Below are 18,765 nucleotides of genomic sequence, written 5' to 3'. Positions count from 1 at the left end.
ACTTTCTGCCGCAGGCTTCATCTGGCCAAAACTATTGCTTTTGGCTCAAGAAAACCTTAGGGCATGACGAAATCCGGCAACCACCCCTTTAAAGGCGGTTGCCTTCCTTTTTCAGCGTGTGAAGGCATCGGCCTTGCTGCAGGACAACAGATTGCTCGCATCCGGCAACGAGGCGCCGGTGGCGCAGAGGGCCGTGCGAATGGTTTTGCCGCGCGGGCGCATCCCGCATGCTTCCGTGATGCTTCTCGCGACCGTCGTCGCGATCTTCAGTCTCGTGCCGCTCGGCTTCATCGGCTGGATAACCTATGATGTCGGCTGGGAAACGGTGAAGACGCTGGTCTTCCGGCCGCGCGTCGGCGAACTCCTCGTCAATACGCTTCTTTTGGAATCGATCACCATTCCGCTGTCGATCGCGCTTGCCGTAACGCTCGCATGGCTGACCGAGCGGACCGACATTCCTTTTCCGCGGCTCTGGGCCTGGCTTGCGATCGCTCCGCTCGCCGTGCCCGCCTTCGTGCACAGCTATGCCTGGGTCAGCCTCATTCCCGGCATGCGCGGCCTGCAGAGCGGCGTCTTCGTCTCGGTGGTCGCCTATTATCCGTTCCTCTATTTGCCGGTCGCCGCCGCGCTGCGTCGTCTCGATCCCGCCATCGAGGATGCAGCATCTTCGCTCGGCCTCAATCCCTGGCGCGTCTTCTTCCGTGCCGTGCTGCCGCAACTGAGATTTGCCATCTGCGGCGGCTCGCTGCTGATCGCGCTGCATCTTCTGTCTGAATACGGTCTGTTCGTGATGATTAGGTTCGATACCTTCGCAACGGCGATCGTCGACCAGTTCCAGTCCTCCTACAACAGTCCGGCCTCCAACATGCTCGGCGGCGTACTCGTCGCCTGCTGCCTGTTCCTGCTCGGCCTGGAAGTGCTGCTGCGCGGCAACGAACGCTATGCCCGCGTCGGCTCGGGCTCGCCGCGTCCGGCCGACCGCCGGCGGCTCGGCTGGTTCGTTGTGCCGGCCGTGTTGCTGCCCGTCATGCTCGCGGTGCTGACACTCGGCGTGCCCCTGGTGACGCTCGGCCGCTGGCTTTATCTCGGCGGCGCCGATATCTGGCGCATCGAAGTCGGCAACGCTTTCCTGCAGACGATCGTGCTTGCCGTCATCGGCGGCGTGCTGGCGACGGTTGCCGCAGCACCGATGGCCTGGCTCTCGGTGCGCGCGCCCGGCCGTTTCCAGCGCGTACTCGAAGCCTGTCATTATTATGTCGGCTCGCTGCCGGGTGTCGTCGTGGCGCTGGCGCTGGTGACGATTACCGTGCGTCTCGTGCTGCCGCTCTACCAGACCTTCGCAACGCTGCTCGTCGCCTATTTGCTGCTTTTCCTGCCACGTGCCATGGTCGGGCTGCGCGCCAGCATCGCCCAGGCGCCGGTGGAGCTGGAACGCGCTGCAATGGGCCTGGGCCGTACGCCGGGCCAGGCGGTGCGGCAGATCACCATGCGGCTTGCCGCCCCCGGAGCGGCCGCCAGCGTCGCGCTCGCCGCACTCGGCATCACCAACGAACTCACGGCGACGCTGATGCTTTCGCCCAACGGCGTCGATACGCTGGCGACAAAATTCTGGTCGCTGACGAGCGAGATCGACTATGTCTCGGCTGCCCCTTACGCCTTCATGATGATCGTGCTGTCGCTGCCGCTCACCCTGACGCTCTATACCCAATCGAAACGGACTGCCGGCCAATGACGCTGCTTACGATCGAAAACATCAGCAAGCGTTATGGCCCGGTTCAGGCGCTGAAGGATATCTCGCTCGAAGTGCAGGCAGGCAGCCGCACCGCCGTCGTCGGCCCTTCCGGTTCGGGCAAGACGACGCTGCTGCGCATCATTGCCGGCTTCGAGCAGCCCGATGCCGGCCGGGTGACGCTGGATGGCGGCGTGCTTGCCGACGGTGCGGCAGTGGTGCCGGCCCACAAGCGCGGCATCGGCATCGTTTCGCAGGACGGCGCGCTGTTCCCGCATCTGAGTGTTGCCGAGAATATCGGCTTTGGCTTCGAGCGTGGGGCGACGGATCGCGAGAAGCGCATCGTCGAGCTGCTCGATATGGTCGAGCTCGATCGCGGCATGCTTGTCCGGCGTCCGCATCAGCTTTCCGGCGGCCAGCAGCAGCGTGTGGCGTTGGCCAGAGCGCTCGGCCGCAAGCCGCGGCTGATGCTGCTCGATGAACCTTTCTCGGCCCTCGATACGGGCCTGCGCGAAAACATGCGCAAGGCGGTTGCGCGCGTGCTGCAGACGGCCGGCATCACCGCTATCCTCGTCACGCATGATCAGGAAGAGGCGCTGAGCTTCGCCGATCAGGTCGCGGTCTTGCGGGAGGGGCGGCTGATCCAGGCCGGATCGCCGCAATCATTGTATCTCCATCCCAAGGATCGCGAGACGGCGCTGTTCCTCGGCGATGCCGTTCTGCTTCCGGCCATCATCCGCAACGGCCTGGCCGATTGCGCTCTCGGTCGCGTTCCCATCGAGGGTAGCCGTCAGGGCAAGGCGGAGATCATGCTGCGGCCCGAGCAGATCCGCGTCGTTGCCGATGATAGCGATCGCAGCTACGGCGGACGTGTCGTCGAAGTGGAATTCGGCGGTGCGGTCTGCACCGTCGCCGTCTCGCTCGACGGCGTCGCCCTGCCGCCGATCCGGATCAAGACTTCGAGCGTCGCGCTTCCGGCGCGCGGCGATCTCGTCCGCCTCGATATTGCCGGAAAGGCGCACGTTTTCGAGACCTGAGCGTAAAACCCGCGCGTCCTAGCCGAACTTGCGCACCACTTCTTCCGGCTCGATGCCTTCTAGCCAGCCGCCGGTAAAGCCGGCGCGCTCGAGCCCCAGGCGGATGGTTGGCGATTGCCGCATCAGTTTCCAGATGAAATCTGAGCGTTCGTTCTCGACGGTCATGACGACGAGGCCCTGGTCGATGCCGACGGTGCGGTCGTCGACCCAGCCTTCCGGGCGTTTCGTCTGTACGGTCGGATTGAAGCCGCCGGGGAAGCCACCTTCCAAGAGCAGGTTTGGGTAGCTGGTCAGAAGGGCCTTGGTGCCGTCGAGAGCCGCTTGCTTGTCGTAAGGCAGGCAGGCGAGTGCCGCCCAGGGTGCGATCGTGCCGTCATCGGGCCCAAGCGGCGCGCCGCGCGCGGCGTAGCCCAGAACCTTCGGCTGGCGCCCGCCGCGCATGCGTCGCGTCGGCGGCGGGCCGTCGCAGGCGGTGAAGCCCCAGATATTCCTGTTGTAGCCGACGAACTGGCCGGGATTGCGCTCGGCATAATCGCGCTGGAGGTTAATGACGACCTGGGTGTTGCGGAAATAGTCCCAGTTCCGCTCCGCCATCGGCTTGTCCTGAATACCGCGGAAATCGATCCAGGCATGCGAGAAAAGATGGATGAAGAGCGGACCCGCATAGAGATAGGGCTGTTCGCCAAACATCATCCAGGAATAGCTCGAGGTGAAGGCGTCATAGCACGACTGCGGGATCGGGTGCGTCGGCGAGGCGAGCGCCAGCGCATAGAGGATGATCGCCTCGTCGAAGCCGTGATAACGCCAGCGCAGGAAGCCGGAGGAGGGCTTCCAGCCCATGGAGATGGTGTCGCCCTTGTTTAGCGCCCAGCGCCAGTCGACGCGCTCGTAGATGAAGGTCGCAAGTTCGCGGATCTCTGTTTCCGTCTCGTCGTCCTCGCGGTTGAAATATTGCGCCGATGTCAGGACGCCGGCGAGAAGCAGCGCCGTGTCGATGGTCGAAAGCTCGCTGTTCCAGGCGCGATGGCCGGTATCCATATGCAGGAAATGATAGAAGAAGCCGCGATGCCCGGTCGCGTGGCGTTCCTCGCCCTGGCGCGCCTCGGCGAAGAAGCGCAACGTATTGACCGTGCGTTCGGCTGCTTCCGCTCGGCTGATCCAGGAACGCTCGACGCCGACGGGATAGGATGAAAGCGCGAAGCCGACGGCCGCGATGCTCGCTGGCACGCCGCCGATCGAGGTATCGGCCACCAGGCCATTTTCGGGATTGGAATATTTCAGGAAGTACTTGAACGCTGAATGCTGCAATCTGTCGACGAGCGCGGCATCAATGTCTTCAATCCGTTGCAGCATAGGCTCCTACCCAACTGTTGCATCGCCCCATGCTTCAACATGGGGGACGTCCCCCGGCAAATCAAACCTTTTTGATTCGCAAGGATAAGAGAACACGAAAGCGGCCGGGGTGGCGTTAACAATTATCAGTAAAATAGTATCTAGGATAAGTCATATAAGCGGTGCAGCAAAAACGATCAGCCGCGCCTTTTCGAAGCAGCTTATTTCCCGCAATACTTGCCTTGCCACGCGTTCCTCGGAGTGGGCTTACGCGCGGGCCAGCCGGATCTCACGCCCCTACCGAGCGTGCTGAGAAGAAAACCTGCGGCGCGAAGGCGAAATCCTTGTCGAAGGGATAGGTCGGGTGCTGCTTGCGCAGCCGCGGCAGGCGTTCGACGAACTGGTCGACCACGCCCGGCGACAGCGCCATCAGGTTCGGATTGGCGATTGGCGCCAGTTCCGGCGAGAGATAACCCGATTTGACGACGATGATTTTCGCCCGGTGCGGATCGAGGCCGAGGCGGGTGAAATCGACAATGTTGTGATAGGGCCGGCGCTTCGCGGAGAGCACGAGATCGATGCCGCCGATCGAAACGACCGCCTGGCGATCGGAGGGATCTGATGTCTCATGCAGGAATTTGACGGAGAAGCGGTCCGTGACCGGCTTGCTGCCCTTGATATCGAGCGAGGCGCCGACGCTGAGGGTGAGTTCTGCGCCCACTCCTGCGGCATAACACGTCTCCGCCGCCGCCTTGTCGGCAATGCCGGCGAAGACGACGCCGCTGGCATTTCTGGCGATCAGTTCGGCCAAGACGTCGGCCCGGTCGCCGACACCGCCGCCGGTGGGGTTATCGCCGGATTCGGCGAGCACCACGGGTGCCGTCGGGCTTGCCATTGCTCTGGCGACACATTCCTCGATCGAGCCGATCTCGCAGCCGAAGACGAAGTCTCCACGCGCATCCCAATAGGCCCGGGCAAGACGCTTTGCCTCGCGCTCCAGCACGGCGCGGTCGGTGCCGGTCATGATGGCGGCGGCCGTGGCGCGCGGTTCGTCGGCCCAGACGTAACCGACCATCAGGGAAGCATCCCAGACGCCCTCGATCGCATCGATCTCGGGCAGCATGTCATAAAGGCCCTTGGCCGGCTCATCGACGGTGCTGGTGCGCTCACCGGGCAGCACGACCGGGATCGGCGCCCAGAGAACGACCGGCCTCACGCCTGTTTTCAAGCTCTTCACCAGCATGAAAACGGAACGGCGCATCGTCTCCTCGACATCGATGTGCGGCGCGGTGCGATAGGTCGAATAGATGTCGAGCGCGTCGATGATGCGCTGCGTGACGTTGCCGTGCAGATCGTAGCTTGCCGAAACCGTGCAATCCTCGCCGACAAGCGCGCGGGCGGCGGTGATCCAGTCGCCTTCGGCATCTTCCATGCCCTCGACATACATGGCGCCGTGCATGGCGAGATAGAGGCCGTCGAGAGGCAGCATCGGCTTCAGCCGCTCGAGGAATTCATTCTTGAAGGTTTCGTAGGTGGCGCGCGAAACCGGGCCGCCGGCAATGGCGCGGGCATGGATCGTCGGCAGGAATTCGGCGTCGTAATCCTTGAGGAAGGCGAAGTAGGGCGATTCCAGCAGCGCCGCGCCCCGTATCACGCGAAAATCCTTCTCCTCGTTCAGGACGGGATTGTATGTGCTGCATTCGATATGAATGCCACCGACGGCGATGCGCATGAAGAGCCTCAAATGATGTTGGGAGCAATCAGGACATTAGGAGTGGTGTCGTCGGCTCTGACTTTCGGAGCCAATGCGGCCGACAGGAATTTAGGGGCCATCTGACACCAAGCGCGCGCCGGCTGCAAGCGGCGTATGCACATCGTCCTCGATACGTCCGCGCCTCGCGGTGGCCGGGAACGGTTGCCGATGAGGTCACGTTCCGTCTTGGGCCGGTTTCGTGGCTGAAAAGCTACGCTCACCCGTTCATGCGTCGCTCTCCCTCGTGGATTTTTCACGCTATAATTCATTCCAAAGACACGGCGGGGGGCGAATATGAGCAAACAGCAAATTCCGCTCAAGGTGACGGCGACACGGCTTGTCCGCGCGGTCAGACTCTTCATGACATCCGATGTCGGCGGACGGGCCGCGTTCCTTCTCACCTCCCTGATCGCCCTTTTTGGCGGCGTTAGTGCACTGAATGTGGTCAACAGCTTCGTCGGCCGACATTTCATGACTGCCATCGCTGAAAGGCAAACGGCCGAATTCATCCGCCAGGCGATCCTCTACTCCGGCGCTTTTGCCGCCTCGACGATCGTCTCGGTGATCGCGCGCTTCGCCGAAGAGCGGCTGGCTTTGCTTTGGCGAGAATTCCTCACCCGTCGCGCCATCGGCCTCTATATGAGCGGCGGTGCTTTCTACCGGCTCGGCGTTCAGGGCACACTTTCTTTCCCCGATCAGCGGATCGCCGAGGATATAAAGGCATTCGCGACGACGACGCTCTCGTTCCTGCTCATGCTGCTCAGCAGCCTGTTGACGGTTTTCACTTTTTCGAGCGTGTTATGGCTGATCAGCCCGCTTCTTTTCTTTACCGCTGTCGTCTACGCTGCCTTCGGATCGTTTATGACGATCGTCCTGGGGCGGCCTTTGATCAAGCTGAATTATAACCAGCTCGACAATGAAGCGGCCTTCCGCTCCGGGCTGATCAGTGTCCGAGAAAACGCGGAATCGATTATGATCGAGGGCACGGAGCAGCGCCATGCCAACCGATTATCGAGGCAGTTCGACGATCTCGCCGCGAACTTCAGGCGGATAATCTCCATCAATCGCAACGTCGGGTTCTTCACCACCGGCTACAACTGGATGATACAGATCCTGCCTGTTGTCATCATCGCGCCTGCTTTCATGCGGGGCGACATGGAATTCGGCGTGATCACGCAATCGGCGGCAGCCTTTGCGATGCTCGTTGGTGCGTTTTCCTTCATTGTCGCACAATTCAACTCGATCTCGAGCTTCGCGGCCGTCGTAGCGCGCATCAGTTCGCTCATTGAGGCGATCGAAAGCGCGCATGGCGCGCCGGATACGCGCTTCGAACGCATCGAGGCCGAAGGTATTTTCGCTTACGAACGCCTGACGCTGACATCGCCGAGCGGCGAGGTATTGCTGAAGGAATTGTCGGTCCTTATCCCGGCCGATAGACGTGTGGTCGTAACCGGAGCGGGTGACGCCGCAGGCGCCGCCTTGTTCCGGGCCACAGCGGGACTAGATATGTCGGGGATAGGACGCATCGTCACCCCATCTCATCAGCAGGTGCGGTTTCTCGGTCAGCGAACCTATTCGGGTCCGGGAACCCTGCGTCAGATCCTGGCGCCATCAAAGCCTTCGGCCGAGACAACGGATGCTGAAATCTTCGCTTTGCTGAAGAATGTCGGGCTCGCCCGCGATCTCATGCCTGGCGACCTCGACAGCGAACAGGACTGGTCTAGCCTGCTGTCGCCGCGCGAACAACAGCTCGTCGCCCTTGCGAGCGCGCTGATAGCCGCTCCGTCATACATTGTTCTGGAAAAAGCCGATGCCATCTTCGGGCACGAGCATCTTGCCGGAATTCTTAAGCTATTTGTGGATCGAAGGATCGCCTGCATCAATTTCGCCGAACCGGGTGCGCCGCGTTCAGCCTATGATGCCGTTCTCGAATATGGTCCTGACGGTTCCTGGACGTGGGTCGATCAAAACACTAGAGGTGAAGATGAAGACCGGCCTCTTTGACGGCTTCCTCGAATGCCATCCGCGCGACATAGGTCGGAGCCCAGCCTCGAACGACGTCCTGACAGCTCTCCACGGCATGCCGGTAGGCTCGTTCCGGTCGCGGCCAGTTATCGTGCAGCTTTGCAAGCGCATCCTCCGCGGTGGCGATGAACTCCACAGCGCCATGGTTGCCGGTGCGCAACAGCACGCATACGGGGACCGGGCGATACTTTATCCATGATCCACTCGTCAGTTGTCGGCTGCCGGCTCAAAGCCCGCCGAATCTGACCCCTCAGCGACACCTTGCTATTGGCGCCATCCTCACAACCAGCCGTCTGAAAAACCCGCTCGCCTCAAACCGACCACCACCGGCTCGCACCGACGCATAATGTTCCACAGCAGGCCGGTTCGATAATTTTCGATCATCAGGACGACGGGACCCTGGTCGATGCCGAAATGATAAGGGCTGACCCACCATTCGTCGTTCCTGTCGTTCATCGTATATGTCCGGTTGAACGATGGCCTGAACCCGTAAAGCCGGGTCATGCCAAGTTTCATGCGGGCAAAATTCCTGACGGTCGGGATGACGATTTCGGGCGCAAATGGCAGCGAGGCAACCACTGCCCAGGGAGATACTGTTCCGTCATCCGGCCCATAGGGTGCGCCGCGCGCGATATAGTCGAAGAATTCCCTGTCGATGCCGTCTAAGTTTCTCTTCGTCCAACCGGGGCCATCGCTTGCCGTGAACCCCCAGCAATGTTCGCCATAACCTGCAAAGCCCAGCGGATTGCGGATGGCGTATTCCTGCTGAACGAAGGTGGCATGCCGGCTGTTCTGGAAATAATCACTGCCATGCTCGCGCATGAACTGGTCGCGAATGTCGCGAAAGTCGATCCACATATGTGAAAGCTGATGCGTGAAGAGCGGGCCGGAATAGAGCAGTTCGCGGCCGAAGATATTCCTCCATTCGTAGCTCTGCGTATAGGCCGCGTAGCTTTCCGGTGGCAGGGGGTGGCTCGGTGAGCCGAGACCGAGAATGTAAAGCAGCAGACCTTCGTCATAGCCTCGCCAGCGATAGGGGATGAAGCCGTTTTCCGGTCGCCAGCCGTGGGTGAGTGTCGCCCCGTGGTCGCAAGCCCAGTTCCAGTCCGCTCGCTCGTAGAGCGATGTGGCAAGGGTCCGAACCTTCGCCTCGTCCTCGGTGTCTGCATCGAAATAGGTTGCGACAGTCAGAGCGCCGGCGAACAGGAAAGCCGAGTCGATCGTCGACAGTTCGCACTGCCAGACCCTTCGTCCCGTCTCGATATCCAGGAAATGATAGAAGAAGCCCTTGTAGCCGGAGGCGTCCGGTTCCGGTCCCTGATGGCAAGACATCAGGAATTCTAGCCGGCGTCGGGCGATCTTGGCAGCAAACTCCCGAATGACGATGCCGCGTTCCACCACGACAGGAATGGTGGCAAGCGCCATCCCGACGGCAGCGATACTCGCCGGTGCGCCTGCCTGGGTCTTGTCGCGGACCAATCCGTTGTCCGGATTGGTGCATTGCAGATAATAGAGCAAGGTCGTGAACTGAAGGCGACCGAGATCCTCTTCCGTCGGTATCCGGTTCAGTTCGGGATCGGTTGACGGCAACTCCGGCATGACTGGCTAACCCCGAGAAGATGAGATGATTTCGTGGAGTATCCGGAGCCGGCTCTGGTCGGACACAGCGCGCTCTTGCGCGATGCGGCCGACGCATGAGCAGCAGCGGCGTCTCCGGTATTGCCAGTCGACCCGACCATCGGGCCGACCCCACCATCGAAATGGGCATCAGCCCGTCGCCGCCTAGGCATTGTCTCCCTCTGTGGAGGTCGCCGCCTTCCCCTTCGCGGTGCTCTTGACGCCCCATGTCCAGCCACTGATCTCAGGCATGTCATCACCATGCGCCTCGATATATTGCCGGTGCTCGATCAGCTTGCCGCGAACCGCCTGCTTGAAATAGGCCGCGCGCGCGCCAAGCTGCGGCAGCCGATCGATGACGTCTTCGACAAGATGAAAGCGATCGAGCTGGTTCAGAACGACCATGTCGAACGGCGTCGTCGTCGTTCCCTCCTCCTTATATCCTCTGACATGCAGGTTCTTGTGGTTGGTTCGCCGGTAGGTCAGCCGGTGGATCAGCCAGGGATATCCGTGGAAGGCGAAGATGATCGGCTTGTCCTTCGTGAAGAGCGCATCGAAGTCGGGATCTGAAAGCCCATGGGGATGTTCGCTCGAGGGCTGCAGCTTCATCAGATTGACGACGTTGATGACCCGTACCTTCACCTGGGGAAGGTGCTCGCGGATCAGCTGGACGGCGGCGAGTGTCTCCAGAGTCGGCACGTCGCCGCAGCAGGCCATGACCACATCCGGCTCCGCATCCCGGTCATTGCTGGCCCATTGCCAAATTCCGAGGCCTTCGGCGCAGTGTTTTATGGCCTCATCCATCGTGAGCCATTGCGGAGCGGGCTGCTTGCCTGCCACCACCACGTTCACATAGTTGCGGCTGCGCAGGCAATGATCGGTAACGGATAGCAGCGTGTTGGCGTCCGGCGGAAGATAGACGCGGATGACCTCGGCCTTCTTGTTGATCACGTGGTCGATGAAACCCGGATCCTGATGAGAAAAGCCGTTGTGATCTTGCCTCCAGACATGCGAGCTGAGGAAGTAGTTGAGCGACGCGATCGGCCGCCGCCAGGGGATGTGATTGCACACCTTCAGCCATTTGGCATGCTGGTTGAACATCGAGTCGATGATGTGAATGAAGGCCTCATAGCAGGAGAAGAAGCCGTGACGGCCGGTCAACAGATAGCCTTCAAGCCAGCCTTGGCATTGATGCTCGCTTAGGACCTCCATGATGCGACCGTCGGGCGACAGGTGATCGTCCTCGGGATAGATCTCGGCCATGTAGCAGCGATCCGTCACCTCAAGCACGTCCTGCCAGCGATTGGAGTTGTTCTCGTCGGGACTGAACAGCCGGAAGTTCTTGCTGTTGAGGTTGAGCTTCATCACGTCACGCAGGAACTTGCCCATGACGCGAGCCGATTCGGTGGCCACCGATCCGGGCTTAGGCACGGAGACGGCATAATCGCGGAAATCCGGCATCTTCAGATCGCGCAGCAACAGGCCGCCGTTTGCGTGCGGATTGTCGCTCATGCGGCGATGCCCCGTCGGCGCCAGCGACGCGAGCTCGGCGCGCAGCTTCCCGTCACCGTCGAAAAGCTCCTGGGGTTTGTAGGTGTTCATCCAGTGCTGAAGAACCTTGATATGTTCCGGCTTGTCCATGTCGCCCATCGGCACCTGGTGCGAGCGCCAATAGTCCTCGCATTTCTTGCCGTCGATCTCGGCCGGGCAGGTCCAGCCCTTCGGCGTGCGGAAGACGATCATCGGCCATGCCGGGCGGCTGACATTTCCCTTGCTTCGAGCGTCCGTCCAGATCCTCTTGATCGTTGAGACGGCGGTGTCCATGGCGGCGGCGAGCTGCTGCTGCACCTGATCAGGCTCGTGGCCTTCCACGAAAAGCGGCGCGTATCCCATTCCCTCGAAGAATTTCACCAATTCCTCTTTGGGAATACGGGCGAGGAAACAGGGATTGGCGATCTTATAGCCGTTGAGGTGCAGGATCGGCAGAACGCAGCCGTCACGGGCAGGATTGAGAAATTTGTTTCCGTGCCATCCCGTCGCGAGCGGCCCGGTTTCGGCTTCGCCGTCGCCGACGATGCAGGTGACGATCAGATCGGGATTGTCGAAGGCCGCGCCATAGGCGTGGCTGAGGGCATAGCCGAGTTCGCCACCTTCATGGATGCTGCCGGGCGTTTCAGGCGCAACATGGCTCGGGATGCCGCCGGGAAAGCTGAACTGCTTGAAGAGCCGTTTCATGCCCTCCTCGTCCTGGCCGATATTCGGATAGACTTCGCTGTATGTTCCCTCGAGATAGGCATGTGCAACAAGCGACGGGCCGCCGTGGCCGGGGCCGATCACATAGATCATGTTGAGATCGTCCCGCTTGATCACCCGGTTGAGGTGCACATAGAGCATGTTCAGGCCGGGCGAGGTTCCCCAGTGGCCGAGCAGCCGTGGCTTGATGTGCTCCCGAGCCAAGGGCTTTTTCAGGAGTGGATTGTCGAGCAGATAGATCTGCCCGACCGACAGATAGTTCGATGCCCGCCAGTAGGCGTCCATCAGGCGAAGTTCCTCGGCGGAAAGCGTCGTCTTGGCACGTGATGCTACCGAGGCTGTTTTGTTCATCACTGCCGTTTCAGCTGAAGCCATCTCAGTCTCTCCATCAAAATGACAATTGTGGAAGCTCGCCGGTTCGGTTTCGCCAGGGCCGGCGCCGCTCATGTCGACGCTGCGGTGCTATTGGGGGGAGATTCCGGGAAGTGCTCCACCACCCCGCGAACGCCGTTGACTCCCTCCGCCAGAACGCGTGCGGCCCGGCGGCGGGCAGGCGTCTCGACCTTGCCCCAAAAATGCACGATCCCTTCGCTGACCGTGACTGTCACATCCAACCCTTCCAGACCGGTGTTTTCACCGAGCCGGATCAGAATGCTGCGCCGAATGGCTTCGTCGCCGGATGCCGTGTCGTCTGGTTTTGCCGAGTAGATGACCTGCAGGAGATCGGCGCGGCTGACGATACCAATGAGTTTGCCGTCCCGCAGAACGGGAATGCGCTTGATGCCACGGTCCTGCATCAGCCCGGCGACACGGGAAAGAGGTGCATCCTCGTCGATGGTAACAGGATCGGACGTCATCACGTCGCCCACCCTCCACGCACACCGCTTTACAAAAGCGTTCGCCCTTTCATCAGGCCCAAGCCCCATGTCCGCCTTCAGGACAAATGCCCCGCTCGACAGTTCCGTTCGACGGATCAGATCGCCTTCGCTGATGACGCCCAGCAAACGACCACCATCGTCGACGACAGGGATGCCGCTGACGTGTTGATCGGACATCAGCCTGGCTGCATGCCGAACGCCATTGTCAGGTGATAATGTGACGACCGTCGTCGCCATGACATCTTTGACGAGCATGTCGATCCAACTCCAGTCACGTCTCCTCAAGGTTCCATCGCCCCAAGGTTCGAGAGGTTATTGTCGGCACCTAGTGCCTTCCGACAAAACTCCAAGAGCCTAGTCGGTTACCAGCCCGTTTTGCATTGAGCAGGATCAATCGGGCGCGGCAAATTTGCTGTGATAAAGGCGACAGGAGACGGAATGAAAGAGCTGGAGCGCCACGGCTTCAAGCGCTGGCTTATTTTATTTTGAAGATATCCGTGATGCCGATTCGCCGCAGCTTGTGGCGACGCCAAACGCGTGCATGAGGACTTAATGTCCCTGGCACGCCTAGCGCATTGATTTTCTGAATGCCCGACCTGAGACATAGGTGACGTTTTGTACCGGAGACATGGGTAACACTTTTCGGTTTTGGCGGGAGGTGTTGATGCCGTGGAAAGAGACTTCGGTGATGGAGGAACGTCTACGTTTTGTCGCCCGGCTGCTTGAGGGCGAAGGCATGAGCGATGTGTGCCGGGAGTTCGGCATCTCGCGCAAGACCGGTTACAAGATCTTCAACCGCTACAAGGATGATGGCCTGGAGGCGCTGACGGATCGGTCTCGCCGGCCGGTGCGTTACGCCAATCAACTGCCTGAGCCGGTCGAGGCGATGATCATCTCGTGCAAGAAGAACAAGCCGCATTGGGGTGCCAGGAAGATCAGAGAACTGCTGGTCAAGCGCCTGGCCGGCGATGTGCGCATTCCCGCCAAGAGCACGGTGCACGCGGTGCTCGACCGGCACGGGCTGGTCGCTCATGCCCGCAGGCGACACCGCTTTCGGGCTGAGGGAACGGCCCTATCGCAAGCATTGCTGCCGAACGATCTGTGGTGTGCCGACTTCAAGGGCGAGTTCAAGCTCGGTGACGGCCGATACTGTTACCCGCTGACGGTCACCGACCAGATGTCACGCTTCCTGCTCGCCTGCGAGGCCTTCGAATCGACAAAGGAGGTGGGTGTGTTCGAGGCGTTCCGCCGATTGTTTGCCGAACGCGGTCTGCCGGATGCCATCCGCAGCGACAACGGCCTGCCATTCGCCAGTCCCAACGGCCTCTACAATCTGTCGAAGCTGTCGGTCTGGTGGCTGCGGCTCGGCATCGGCCTCGAGCGCATCAGGCCGGGCCATCCGCAAGAGAATGGCCGGCATGAGCGCATGCACCTGACGCTGAAGAAAGAGGCGACGCGTCCACCCGGCAAAAATATCCTACAGCAGCAGGCCCGCTTCGATGCATTCGTCAGCGAATTCAATACCGAACGGCCGCATGAAGCCCTGGCGATGAAGGTGCCGGTCGATCTCTACACGCCATCGGCGCGCCGATATAACGGGCTACCGGAGATCGATTATCCGTTCCACGACCGTGACGCACTGGTGACCAATTGCGGCCGCATCTGCATGCACCGCAAGAAGATCAATATCTCCACCGTGCTGGCCGGACAGAAACTCGGCATCAAGGAAGTCGACGACGGTATTTGGCTCGTCAGCTTCATGCACTATGATCTCGGATATATCGACCTGGAGCAGAGGACCTTACAAACCATCGACAACCCGTTCGGCACGAGGTTGTCACCCATGTCTTAGGTACGATCTGTTACCTATGTCTCCGGGCTGGACAGAAGAAAACTGGAGCGGGCGAAGGGATTCGAACCCTCGACCCCAACCTTGGCAAGGTTGTGCTCTACCCCTGAGCTACACCCGCTCAATCCGCATCGGTCCGGGGTAGTCGTTGGACCGTGGGCGCCGCCTCGTGGCGACGGGCGCTATATGGCCTAACGGATTTTCAAATGCAACAGGGAAATGACGAAGAGGCGAAGAAAAAATTTTGGCGTGTGCGCGAGCGGGCCGGAAAGGCCGCAAATGCAGGGGTAAAGCGTCGGTGGCGAAGATTGCCAAACGATGTGGACGGACTTAATCAGGACGCCTCGACCTTTCCTTATCACATCCAATGGATTGCCCGATGTCAGAAAAGACCCCGAAGACAAGAGACGAACTGTTCACCTTCCTCGACGGGCTCGGCATCCCTCATAAGACGGTCGATCATGCGCCTGTTTTCACCGTGGCCGAATCGGTTGCGCTGCGTGACGAGATCCCCGGCGGCCATACCAAGAACCTCTTCATCAAAGATAAGAAGGACCGGTATTTCCTGCTGACGGTGGAGGAAAATGCCGAGGTCGACCTCAAGCAGGTGCATAATTTGATCGGCGGGTCCGGCCGGGTCTCTTTCGGCAGGGCTGAGAAGCTGATGGAATATCTCGGCGTCGTGCCGGGTGCGGTCACTGCCTTCGGTGCGATCAACGATACCGCTGGGAATGTCACCTTCGTGCTCGATGCCGATCTGATGCGCGAGGAGATCGTCAACTGCCACCCGCTCTCCAACGACGCGACGACGTCGATTGCGAGCGGCGACCTTGTTCGTTTCATGGAAGCGACGGGACACAAGCCGCTTGTCTTGAAAGTGACGTCCTGACATACGATTTTAGCGCTTAAGCGCGTCGCGGTCTTTTGGATCGGCTTGCCGTGCTTTAGCCTCTGGTTTTGCGCATGTCTTGATCGCAAAATCGCCACACAGTTTTGCGCGACGTGCTTTAGCAAAGATGCCGGCAGGATCGGCGCGGCGGGAGATACCTATGAGCGGCAGCAACAATCCCTATAACGGTTCCTTCGGGAATCAGATGTCGGCGACGGCAAGCTTCGGCGGCGCATCGGAACCCGCGGCTGCGTCCGGCAGCTACATCAAGGACACGACGACCGCGAATTTCGGCAAGGACGTCATCGAGGATTCGCGCAACCAGCCGGTGCTGGTCGATTTCTGGGCGCCCTGGTGCGGCCCGTGCAAACAGCTGACGCCGGTATTGGAAAAGGTGGTCAACGAAGCCAAGGGCCGCGTCAGGCTGGTCAAGATGAACATCGACGACCATCCCTCGATCGCCGGCCAGCTCGGCATCCAGTCCATCCCCGCCGTCATCGCCTTCGTCAACGGTCGCCCGGCGGACGGCTTCATGGGCGCGGTGCCGGAAAGCCAGGTCCGCCAGTTCATCGACCGCATCGCCGGCCCCGCCGGCGCCGATGAGGTGGCCGAGATCGAAGCGGTGCTTGCGGAAGCGTCGGAGCTGCTCGCCGCCGGCAACGTCAATGAGGCGGCGCAGCTTTATGCCGCCGTCATGCAGGCCGCTCCCGAGAACGCCAAGGCGCTTGCCGGAATGGCCGAATGCATGATCGCCGCAAACCAGCATCAGCGGGCGCGCGAAGTCCTGACGGACCTGCCGGAAGAGGTGGCCAAGGACGCCGGCATTCAGGCGGTGCTGAAGAAGCTCGATCAGATCGAAGAGGCCCGCAAGCTCGGCGACCCCGTCGCTCTCGAGCGTGAGCTGGCGGCAAACCCCGACAATCACGAGGCGCGGCTGAAGCTCGCCAAGATCCTCAATGTCGAAGGCCGGCGCGACGAAGCGGCAGAACACCTGCTTCAGATCATGCGCAAGGACCGCGCCTTCGACGATGACGGCGCGCGGCGCCAGCTTCTGCAGTTTTTCGAGGTCTGGGGCTTCAAGGATCCGGCGACCGTTGCCGCCCGTCGCAAGCTTTCGGCGATGCTGTTCTCTTAAGATTAGCAGATCGGCCCTTGCGTTTTTGGACGGGGGCACCACATTCTCGTCAGACGGGCATGCCCGTTACAAGAATGCGGGACGGTTTCATGCAAGTCGGGAATGCCAGATACCTGAAGCCGGGCGATCTGCCTGATGCGATCGCCGTCTTCCCCCTGACCGGTGCCCTTCTCCTGCCGGCCGGGCAGCTTCCTCTCAACATTTTCGAGCCGCGTTATCTCGCGATGCTCGATGCAGCGCTTGCCGGAAACCGGCTGATCGGCATGGTGCAGCCGGCGCTTGGCGAACATGAGGACAAAGGCGGCGAGCATAGCCTTGCCGCCGTCGGCTGCCTTGGCCGCATAACATCCTTCGCAGAGACGGGTGACGGGCGTTATATCGTGTCGCTGACCGGCGTCTGCCGCTTCCGGCTGCTGGAGGAGAAAGCGACCGGCGATCCCTTCCGCACTTTCCGCATCGCCCCCTTCATCGCTGATCTCTCGGCCGAAAACGAGGAGGAGGCCGTCGATCGCGCAGCACTTCTGACCGCCTTCAAGGCCTATCTCGACGCCAACAAGCTGGAGGCCGACTGGGAGAGCGTCGAGCGGGCGAGCAATCTGACGCTCGTCAATTCGCTCGCCATGATGTCGCCCTTTGGGCCGGCGGAAAAACAGGCACTGCTCGAGGCGCCCGACCTGAAGACGCGGGCGGAGACGCTGATCGCCATTACCGAAATCGTTCTGGCGCGTGTCTTCGGTGACTCCGACACGGTTCTGCAGTAGACTTCGGCCATGGACGAAAAACTCAGCCGCGTCGATCCGAAACTGCTTGAACTTCTGGTCTGCCCGCTCTCCAAGGGGCGGCTTTCCTATGATCGCGAGCACAACGAACTCGTTTCGGAAAAGGCTCAGCTTGCCTATCCGATCCGCGACGGCATTCCGATCATGCTGGTGTCCGAGGCCCGCCGTCTCGACGAATAGCTCGTTTCTTCAGGCCTGCTTCAAATCGTCTGGCCGGCCAGCAGGCGCGGATTGTCCTTTGCCGTCGTTCCCGCCGCCTGGCCGATGAAAAAGGATTTGAGGCGCGGCAGGCGATCGACGAGGCCGAGGCCGACGTCGCGGGCGATGCGGATCGGCGTCGCGTCGTTGGAGAAGAGGCGGTTCAGCACGTCTGTTGTCACACCCATGCGGAAGGTGTCGAAGCGCCGCCAGGTCTGGTAGCGCTCGAGAATGTTGATCGAGCCGATGTCGAGGCCGAGGCGGTCTGCCTCCACGACGGTTTCGGCGAGTGCCGCCACATCCTTGAAGCCGAGATTGAGGCCCTGTCCGGAAATCGGGTGAATGCCGTGGGCGGCGTCGCCGGCAAGCGCGAAACGCGGCGCGACGAAGGAGCGCGCGAGCGTCAGGCCGAGGGGAAAGGCGCGCTTGTCGCCGACGACCTTCAGCGCGCCGAGCTTGTGGCCGAAGCGGCGTTCCAGCTCCTCTTCGAAGACCAGGTCGTCGGCGGCGACCAGCCGGTCGGCGTCATGCGTCAGCTCGGTCCAGACGAGGGAGGAGCGGTTGTTCCTGAGCGGCAGGATGGCGAAGGGGCCGGCCGGCAGGAAGTGTTCCTCGGCGCAGCCCTCATGCGGCCGCTCGTGTTCGACGGTCGCGACGATGCCGGACTGGCCGTAGTCCCAGGTGACGGTCCTGATGCCGGCGAGATCACGCAGCTTCGAGCGAACGCCGTCGCAGGCGACCAGCAGCCGGGCTTCCAGCGCGCTGCCGTCCGAAAGCGTTACCGTGACATGGCTGTCTTGCGTCTTCAGTTCCGTTGCGCTGAGCCCGTGGCGAATCTCGATGCCGAGGCGCTGGCAGAGACCGCGCAGTGCCGCCACCATGGCGACGTTCGGGATCATGTGAGCGAAAGGCCGGCCTTCCTCCACTGCGCCGTCGAAGGTGAGGAAAACAGGGCGCACCGGGTCGGAGGTCCTGGAGTCGGTGACGACCATCTTGGTGATCGGCTGGGCTTCGGGCTCAATCTCGTTCCAAATGCCGAAGACTTCGAGCATTTTCGAGGCGGCCGCGATGATGGCGGAAGCCCGCGTATCGCCCTTCCAGACATGCTCGGGGGCTGCTTCGACGACCGCGACATCGAGATGCGGCGCGGCCTGCTTGACCGCGACAGCGGCGGAAAGGCCGACATAACCTCCGCCTACAACCAGCATGTCCAGCATCGCGCCGCTCCCGTACCTTGTACCTCTGATGTGATCTATATAGATCATCGCAATCTCACTTCCTACCACTGGGA

Annotated in this window: 15 protein-coding genes and 1 tRNA gene; 8 read left to right on the top strand and 8 right to left on the bottom strand. The window is 61.1% G+C overall.

Annotated elements, in window-relative coordinates; translation table 11 throughout:
* The first annotated feature begins 151 nt into the window (after positions 1-151).
* Both NE852_RS20995 and NE852_RS20990 read left to right on the top strand, forming a co-directional pair.
* On the top strand, positions 152-1,732 hold the full coding sequence (locus NE852_RS20995) for an iron ABC transporter permease (RefSeq protein WP_258156718.1): 1,581 nt from the start codon (positions 152-154) through the stop codon (positions 1,730-1,732).
* The gene (locus NE852_RS20990) at positions 1,729-2,766 is read left to right on the top strand and encodes an ABC transporter ATP-binding protein (RefSeq protein ID WP_008528269.1); all 1,038 of its coding nucleotides are present in this window, start codon (positions 1,729-1,731) and stop codon (positions 2,764-2,766) included. Before NE852_RS20995 ends, NE852_RS20990 begins: the two co-directional genes overlap by 4 nt.
* 18 nt (positions 2,767-2,784) lie before the next feature.
* On the opposite strand, the gene NE852_RS20985 is transcribed toward NE852_RS20990, so the two are convergent.
* Both NE852_RS20985 and NE852_RS20980 read right to left on the bottom strand, forming a co-directional pair.
* Complete coding sequence (locus NE852_RS20985; protein ID WP_008528267.1) at positions 2,785-4,119, bottom strand: glucoamylase family protein; 1,335 nt, start codon at positions 4,117-4,119, stop codon at positions 2,785-2,787.
* Between the two features lie 268 nt (positions 4,120-4,387).
* Positions 4,388-5,830 (bottom strand): M81 family metallopeptidase, encoded by a 1,443-nt coding sequence (locus NE852_RS20980; RefSeq protein WP_008528264.1) that lies wholly within the window; start codon positions 5,828-5,830, stop codon positions 4,388-4,390.
* Between the two features lie 315 nt (positions 5,831-6,145).
* On the opposite strand from NE852_RS20980, the gene NE852_RS20975 reads away from it, so the two are divergent.
* Positions 6,146-7,855 carry an ABC transporter ATP-binding protein/permease gene (locus NE852_RS20975; protein WP_008528262.1) on the top strand — a complete coding sequence of 570 codons (1,710 nt, stop codon included), beginning with the start codon at positions 6,146-6,148 and terminating at the stop codon, positions 7,853-7,855.
* On the opposite strand, the gene NE852_RS20970 is transcribed toward NE852_RS20975, so the two are convergent.
* The 4 genes from NE852_RS20970 to NE852_RS20955 all read right to left on the bottom strand — a co-directional run bounded on the left by NE852_RS20970 (position 7,824) and on the right by NE852_RS20955 (position 12,879).
* Positions 7,824-8,012, bottom strand: a complete 189-nt coding sequence (locus tag NE852_RS20970) for a DUF982 domain-containing protein (protein ID WP_245270571.1) — start codon at positions 8,010-8,012, stop codon at positions 7,824-7,826. The genes NE852_RS20975 and NE852_RS20970 overlap by 32 nt on opposite strands.
* 143 nt (positions 8,013-8,155) lie before the next feature.
* A complete protein-coding gene (locus NE852_RS20965) occupies positions 8,156-9,475 on the bottom strand; it encodes a glucoamylase family protein (RefSeq protein ID WP_008528258.1) in 1,320 nt (439 codons plus the stop codon).
* 183 nt (positions 9,476-9,658) lie between these two features.
* Positions 9,659-12,121, bottom strand: coding sequence for a phosphoketolase (locus tag NE852_RS20960; protein WP_258156047.1), 2,463 nt, complete (start codon positions 12,119-12,121; stop codon positions 9,659-9,661).
* A gap of 68 nt (positions 12,122-12,189) precedes the next feature.
* On the bottom strand, positions 12,190-12,879 hold the full coding sequence (locus tag NE852_RS20955) for a CBS domain-containing protein (RefSeq protein WP_008528240.1): 690 nt from the start codon (positions 12,877-12,879) through the stop codon (positions 12,190-12,192).
* 409 nt (positions 12,880-13,288) lie between these two features.
* Between NE852_RS20955 and NE852_RS20950 the strand changes: the two genes are divergently transcribed.
* Positions 13,289-14,476, top strand: a complete 1,188-nt coding sequence (locus NE852_RS20950; protein WP_037175932.1) for a helix-turn-helix domain-containing protein — start codon at positions 13,289-13,291, stop codon at positions 14,474-14,476.
* Positions 14,477-14,519: 43 nt separating this feature from the next.
* Here NE852_RS20950 and NE852_RS20945 read toward each other — a convergent pair.
* Positions 14,520-14,594, bottom strand: a tRNA-Gly gene (locus NE852_RS20945).
* Positions 14,595-14,852: 258 nt separating this feature from the next.
* Here NE852_RS20945 and NE852_RS20940 point away from each other — a divergent pair.
* The 4 genes from NE852_RS20940 (at position 14,853) to NE852_RS20925 (ending at position 17,456) form a co-directional block, all read left to right on the top strand.
* Positions 14,853-15,362, top strand: a complete 510-nt coding sequence (locus tag NE852_RS20940; RefSeq protein ID WP_008528229.1) for a prolyl-tRNA synthetase associated domain-containing protein — start codon at positions 14,853-14,855, stop codon at positions 15,360-15,362.
* 160 nt (positions 15,363-15,522) lie between these two features.
* Positions 15,523-16,497: a thioredoxin gene (gene trxA, locus NE852_RS20935; RefSeq protein ID WP_258156046.1), complete on the top strand. Its 975-nt coding sequence runs from the start codon at positions 15,523-15,525 to the stop codon at positions 16,495-16,497.
* Between the two features lie 74 nt (positions 16,498-16,571).
* On the top strand, positions 16,572-17,258 hold the full coding sequence (locus NE852_RS20930; RefSeq protein WP_183736742.1) for an LON peptidase substrate-binding domain-containing protein: 687 nt from the start codon (positions 16,572-16,574) through the stop codon (positions 17,256-17,258).
* A gap of 9 nt (positions 17,259-17,267) precedes the next feature.
* The gene (locus NE852_RS20925) at positions 17,268-17,456 is read left to right on the top strand and encodes a Trm112 family protein (RefSeq protein WP_003567459.1); all 189 of its coding nucleotides are present in this window, start codon (positions 17,268-17,270) and stop codon (positions 17,454-17,456) included.
* A gap of 20 nt (positions 17,457-17,476) precedes the next feature.
* On the opposite strand, the gene NE852_RS20920 is transcribed toward NE852_RS20925, so the two are convergent.
* Complete coding sequence (locus tag NE852_RS20920) at positions 17,477-18,691, bottom strand: ubiquinone biosynthesis hydroxylase (protein WP_258156045.1); 1,215 nt, start codon at positions 18,689-18,691, stop codon at positions 17,477-17,479.
* Positions 18,692-18,765 lie beyond the last annotated feature (74 nt).

The sequence above is a fragment of the Rhizobium sp. Pop5 genome (genome assembly GCF_024721175.1).
In the GTDB taxonomy this organism is placed as follows: Bacteria; Pseudomonadota; Alphaproteobacteria; order Rhizobiales; family Rhizobiaceae; genus Rhizobium.
Note: the sequence above shows the minus strand (reverse complement) of the source record. Positions and strands in the feature narration are given on the sequence as shown.

Excerpts from the sequence above, each read along its gene's own strand:
- NE852_RS20925 (WP_003567459.1), top strand. The coding sequence starts at position 17,268 with ATGGACGAAAAACTCAGCCGCGTCGATCCGAAACTGCTTGAACTTCTG.
- NE852_RS20965 (WP_008528258.1), bottom strand. The coding sequence starts at position 9,475 with ATGCCGGAGTTGCCGTCAACCGATCCCGAACTGAACCGGATACCGACG.
- NE852_RS20975 (WP_008528262.1), top strand. The coding sequence starts at position 6,146 with ATGAGCAAACAGCAAATTCCGCTCAAGGTGACGGCGACACGGCTTGTC.
- NE852_RS20920 (WP_258156045.1), bottom strand. The coding sequence starts at position 18,691 with ATGCTGGACATGCTGGTTGTAGGCGGAGGTTATGTCGGCCTTTCCGCC.
- NE852_RS20955 (WP_008528240.1), bottom strand. The coding sequence starts at position 12,879 with ATGCTCGTCAAAGATGTCATGGCGACGACGGTCGTCACATTATCACCT.
- NE852_RS20985 (WP_008528267.1), bottom strand. The coding sequence starts at position 4,119 with ATGCTGCAACGGATTGAAGACATTGATGCCGCGCTCGTCGACAGATTG.
- NE852_RS20940 (WP_008528229.1), top strand. The coding sequence starts at position 14,853 with ATGTCAGAAAAGACCCCGAAGACAAGAGACGAACTGTTCACCTTCCTC.
- NE852_RS20930 (WP_183736742.1), top strand. The coding sequence starts at position 16,572 with ATGCGGGACGGTTTCATGCAAGTCGGGAATGCCAGATACCTGAAGCCG.
- NE852_RS20990 (WP_008528269.1), top strand. The coding sequence starts at position 1,729 with ATGACGCTGCTTACGATCGAAAACATCAGCAAGCGTTATGGCCCGGTT.
- trxA (WP_258156046.1), top strand. The coding sequence starts at position 15,523 with ATGAGCGGCAGCAACAATCCCTATAACGGTTCCTTCGGGAATCAGATG.
- NE852_RS20980 (WP_008528264.1), bottom strand. The coding sequence starts at position 5,830 with ATGCGCATCGCCGTCGGTGGCATTCATATCGAATGCAGCACATACAAT.
- NE852_RS20960 (WP_258156047.1), bottom strand. The coding sequence starts at position 12,121 with ATGGCTTCAGCTGAAACGGCAGTGATGAACAAAACAGCCTCGGTAGCA.
- NE852_RS20950 (WP_037175932.1), top strand. The coding sequence starts at position 13,289 with ATGCCGTGGAAAGAGACTTCGGTGATGGAGGAACGTCTACGTTTTGTC.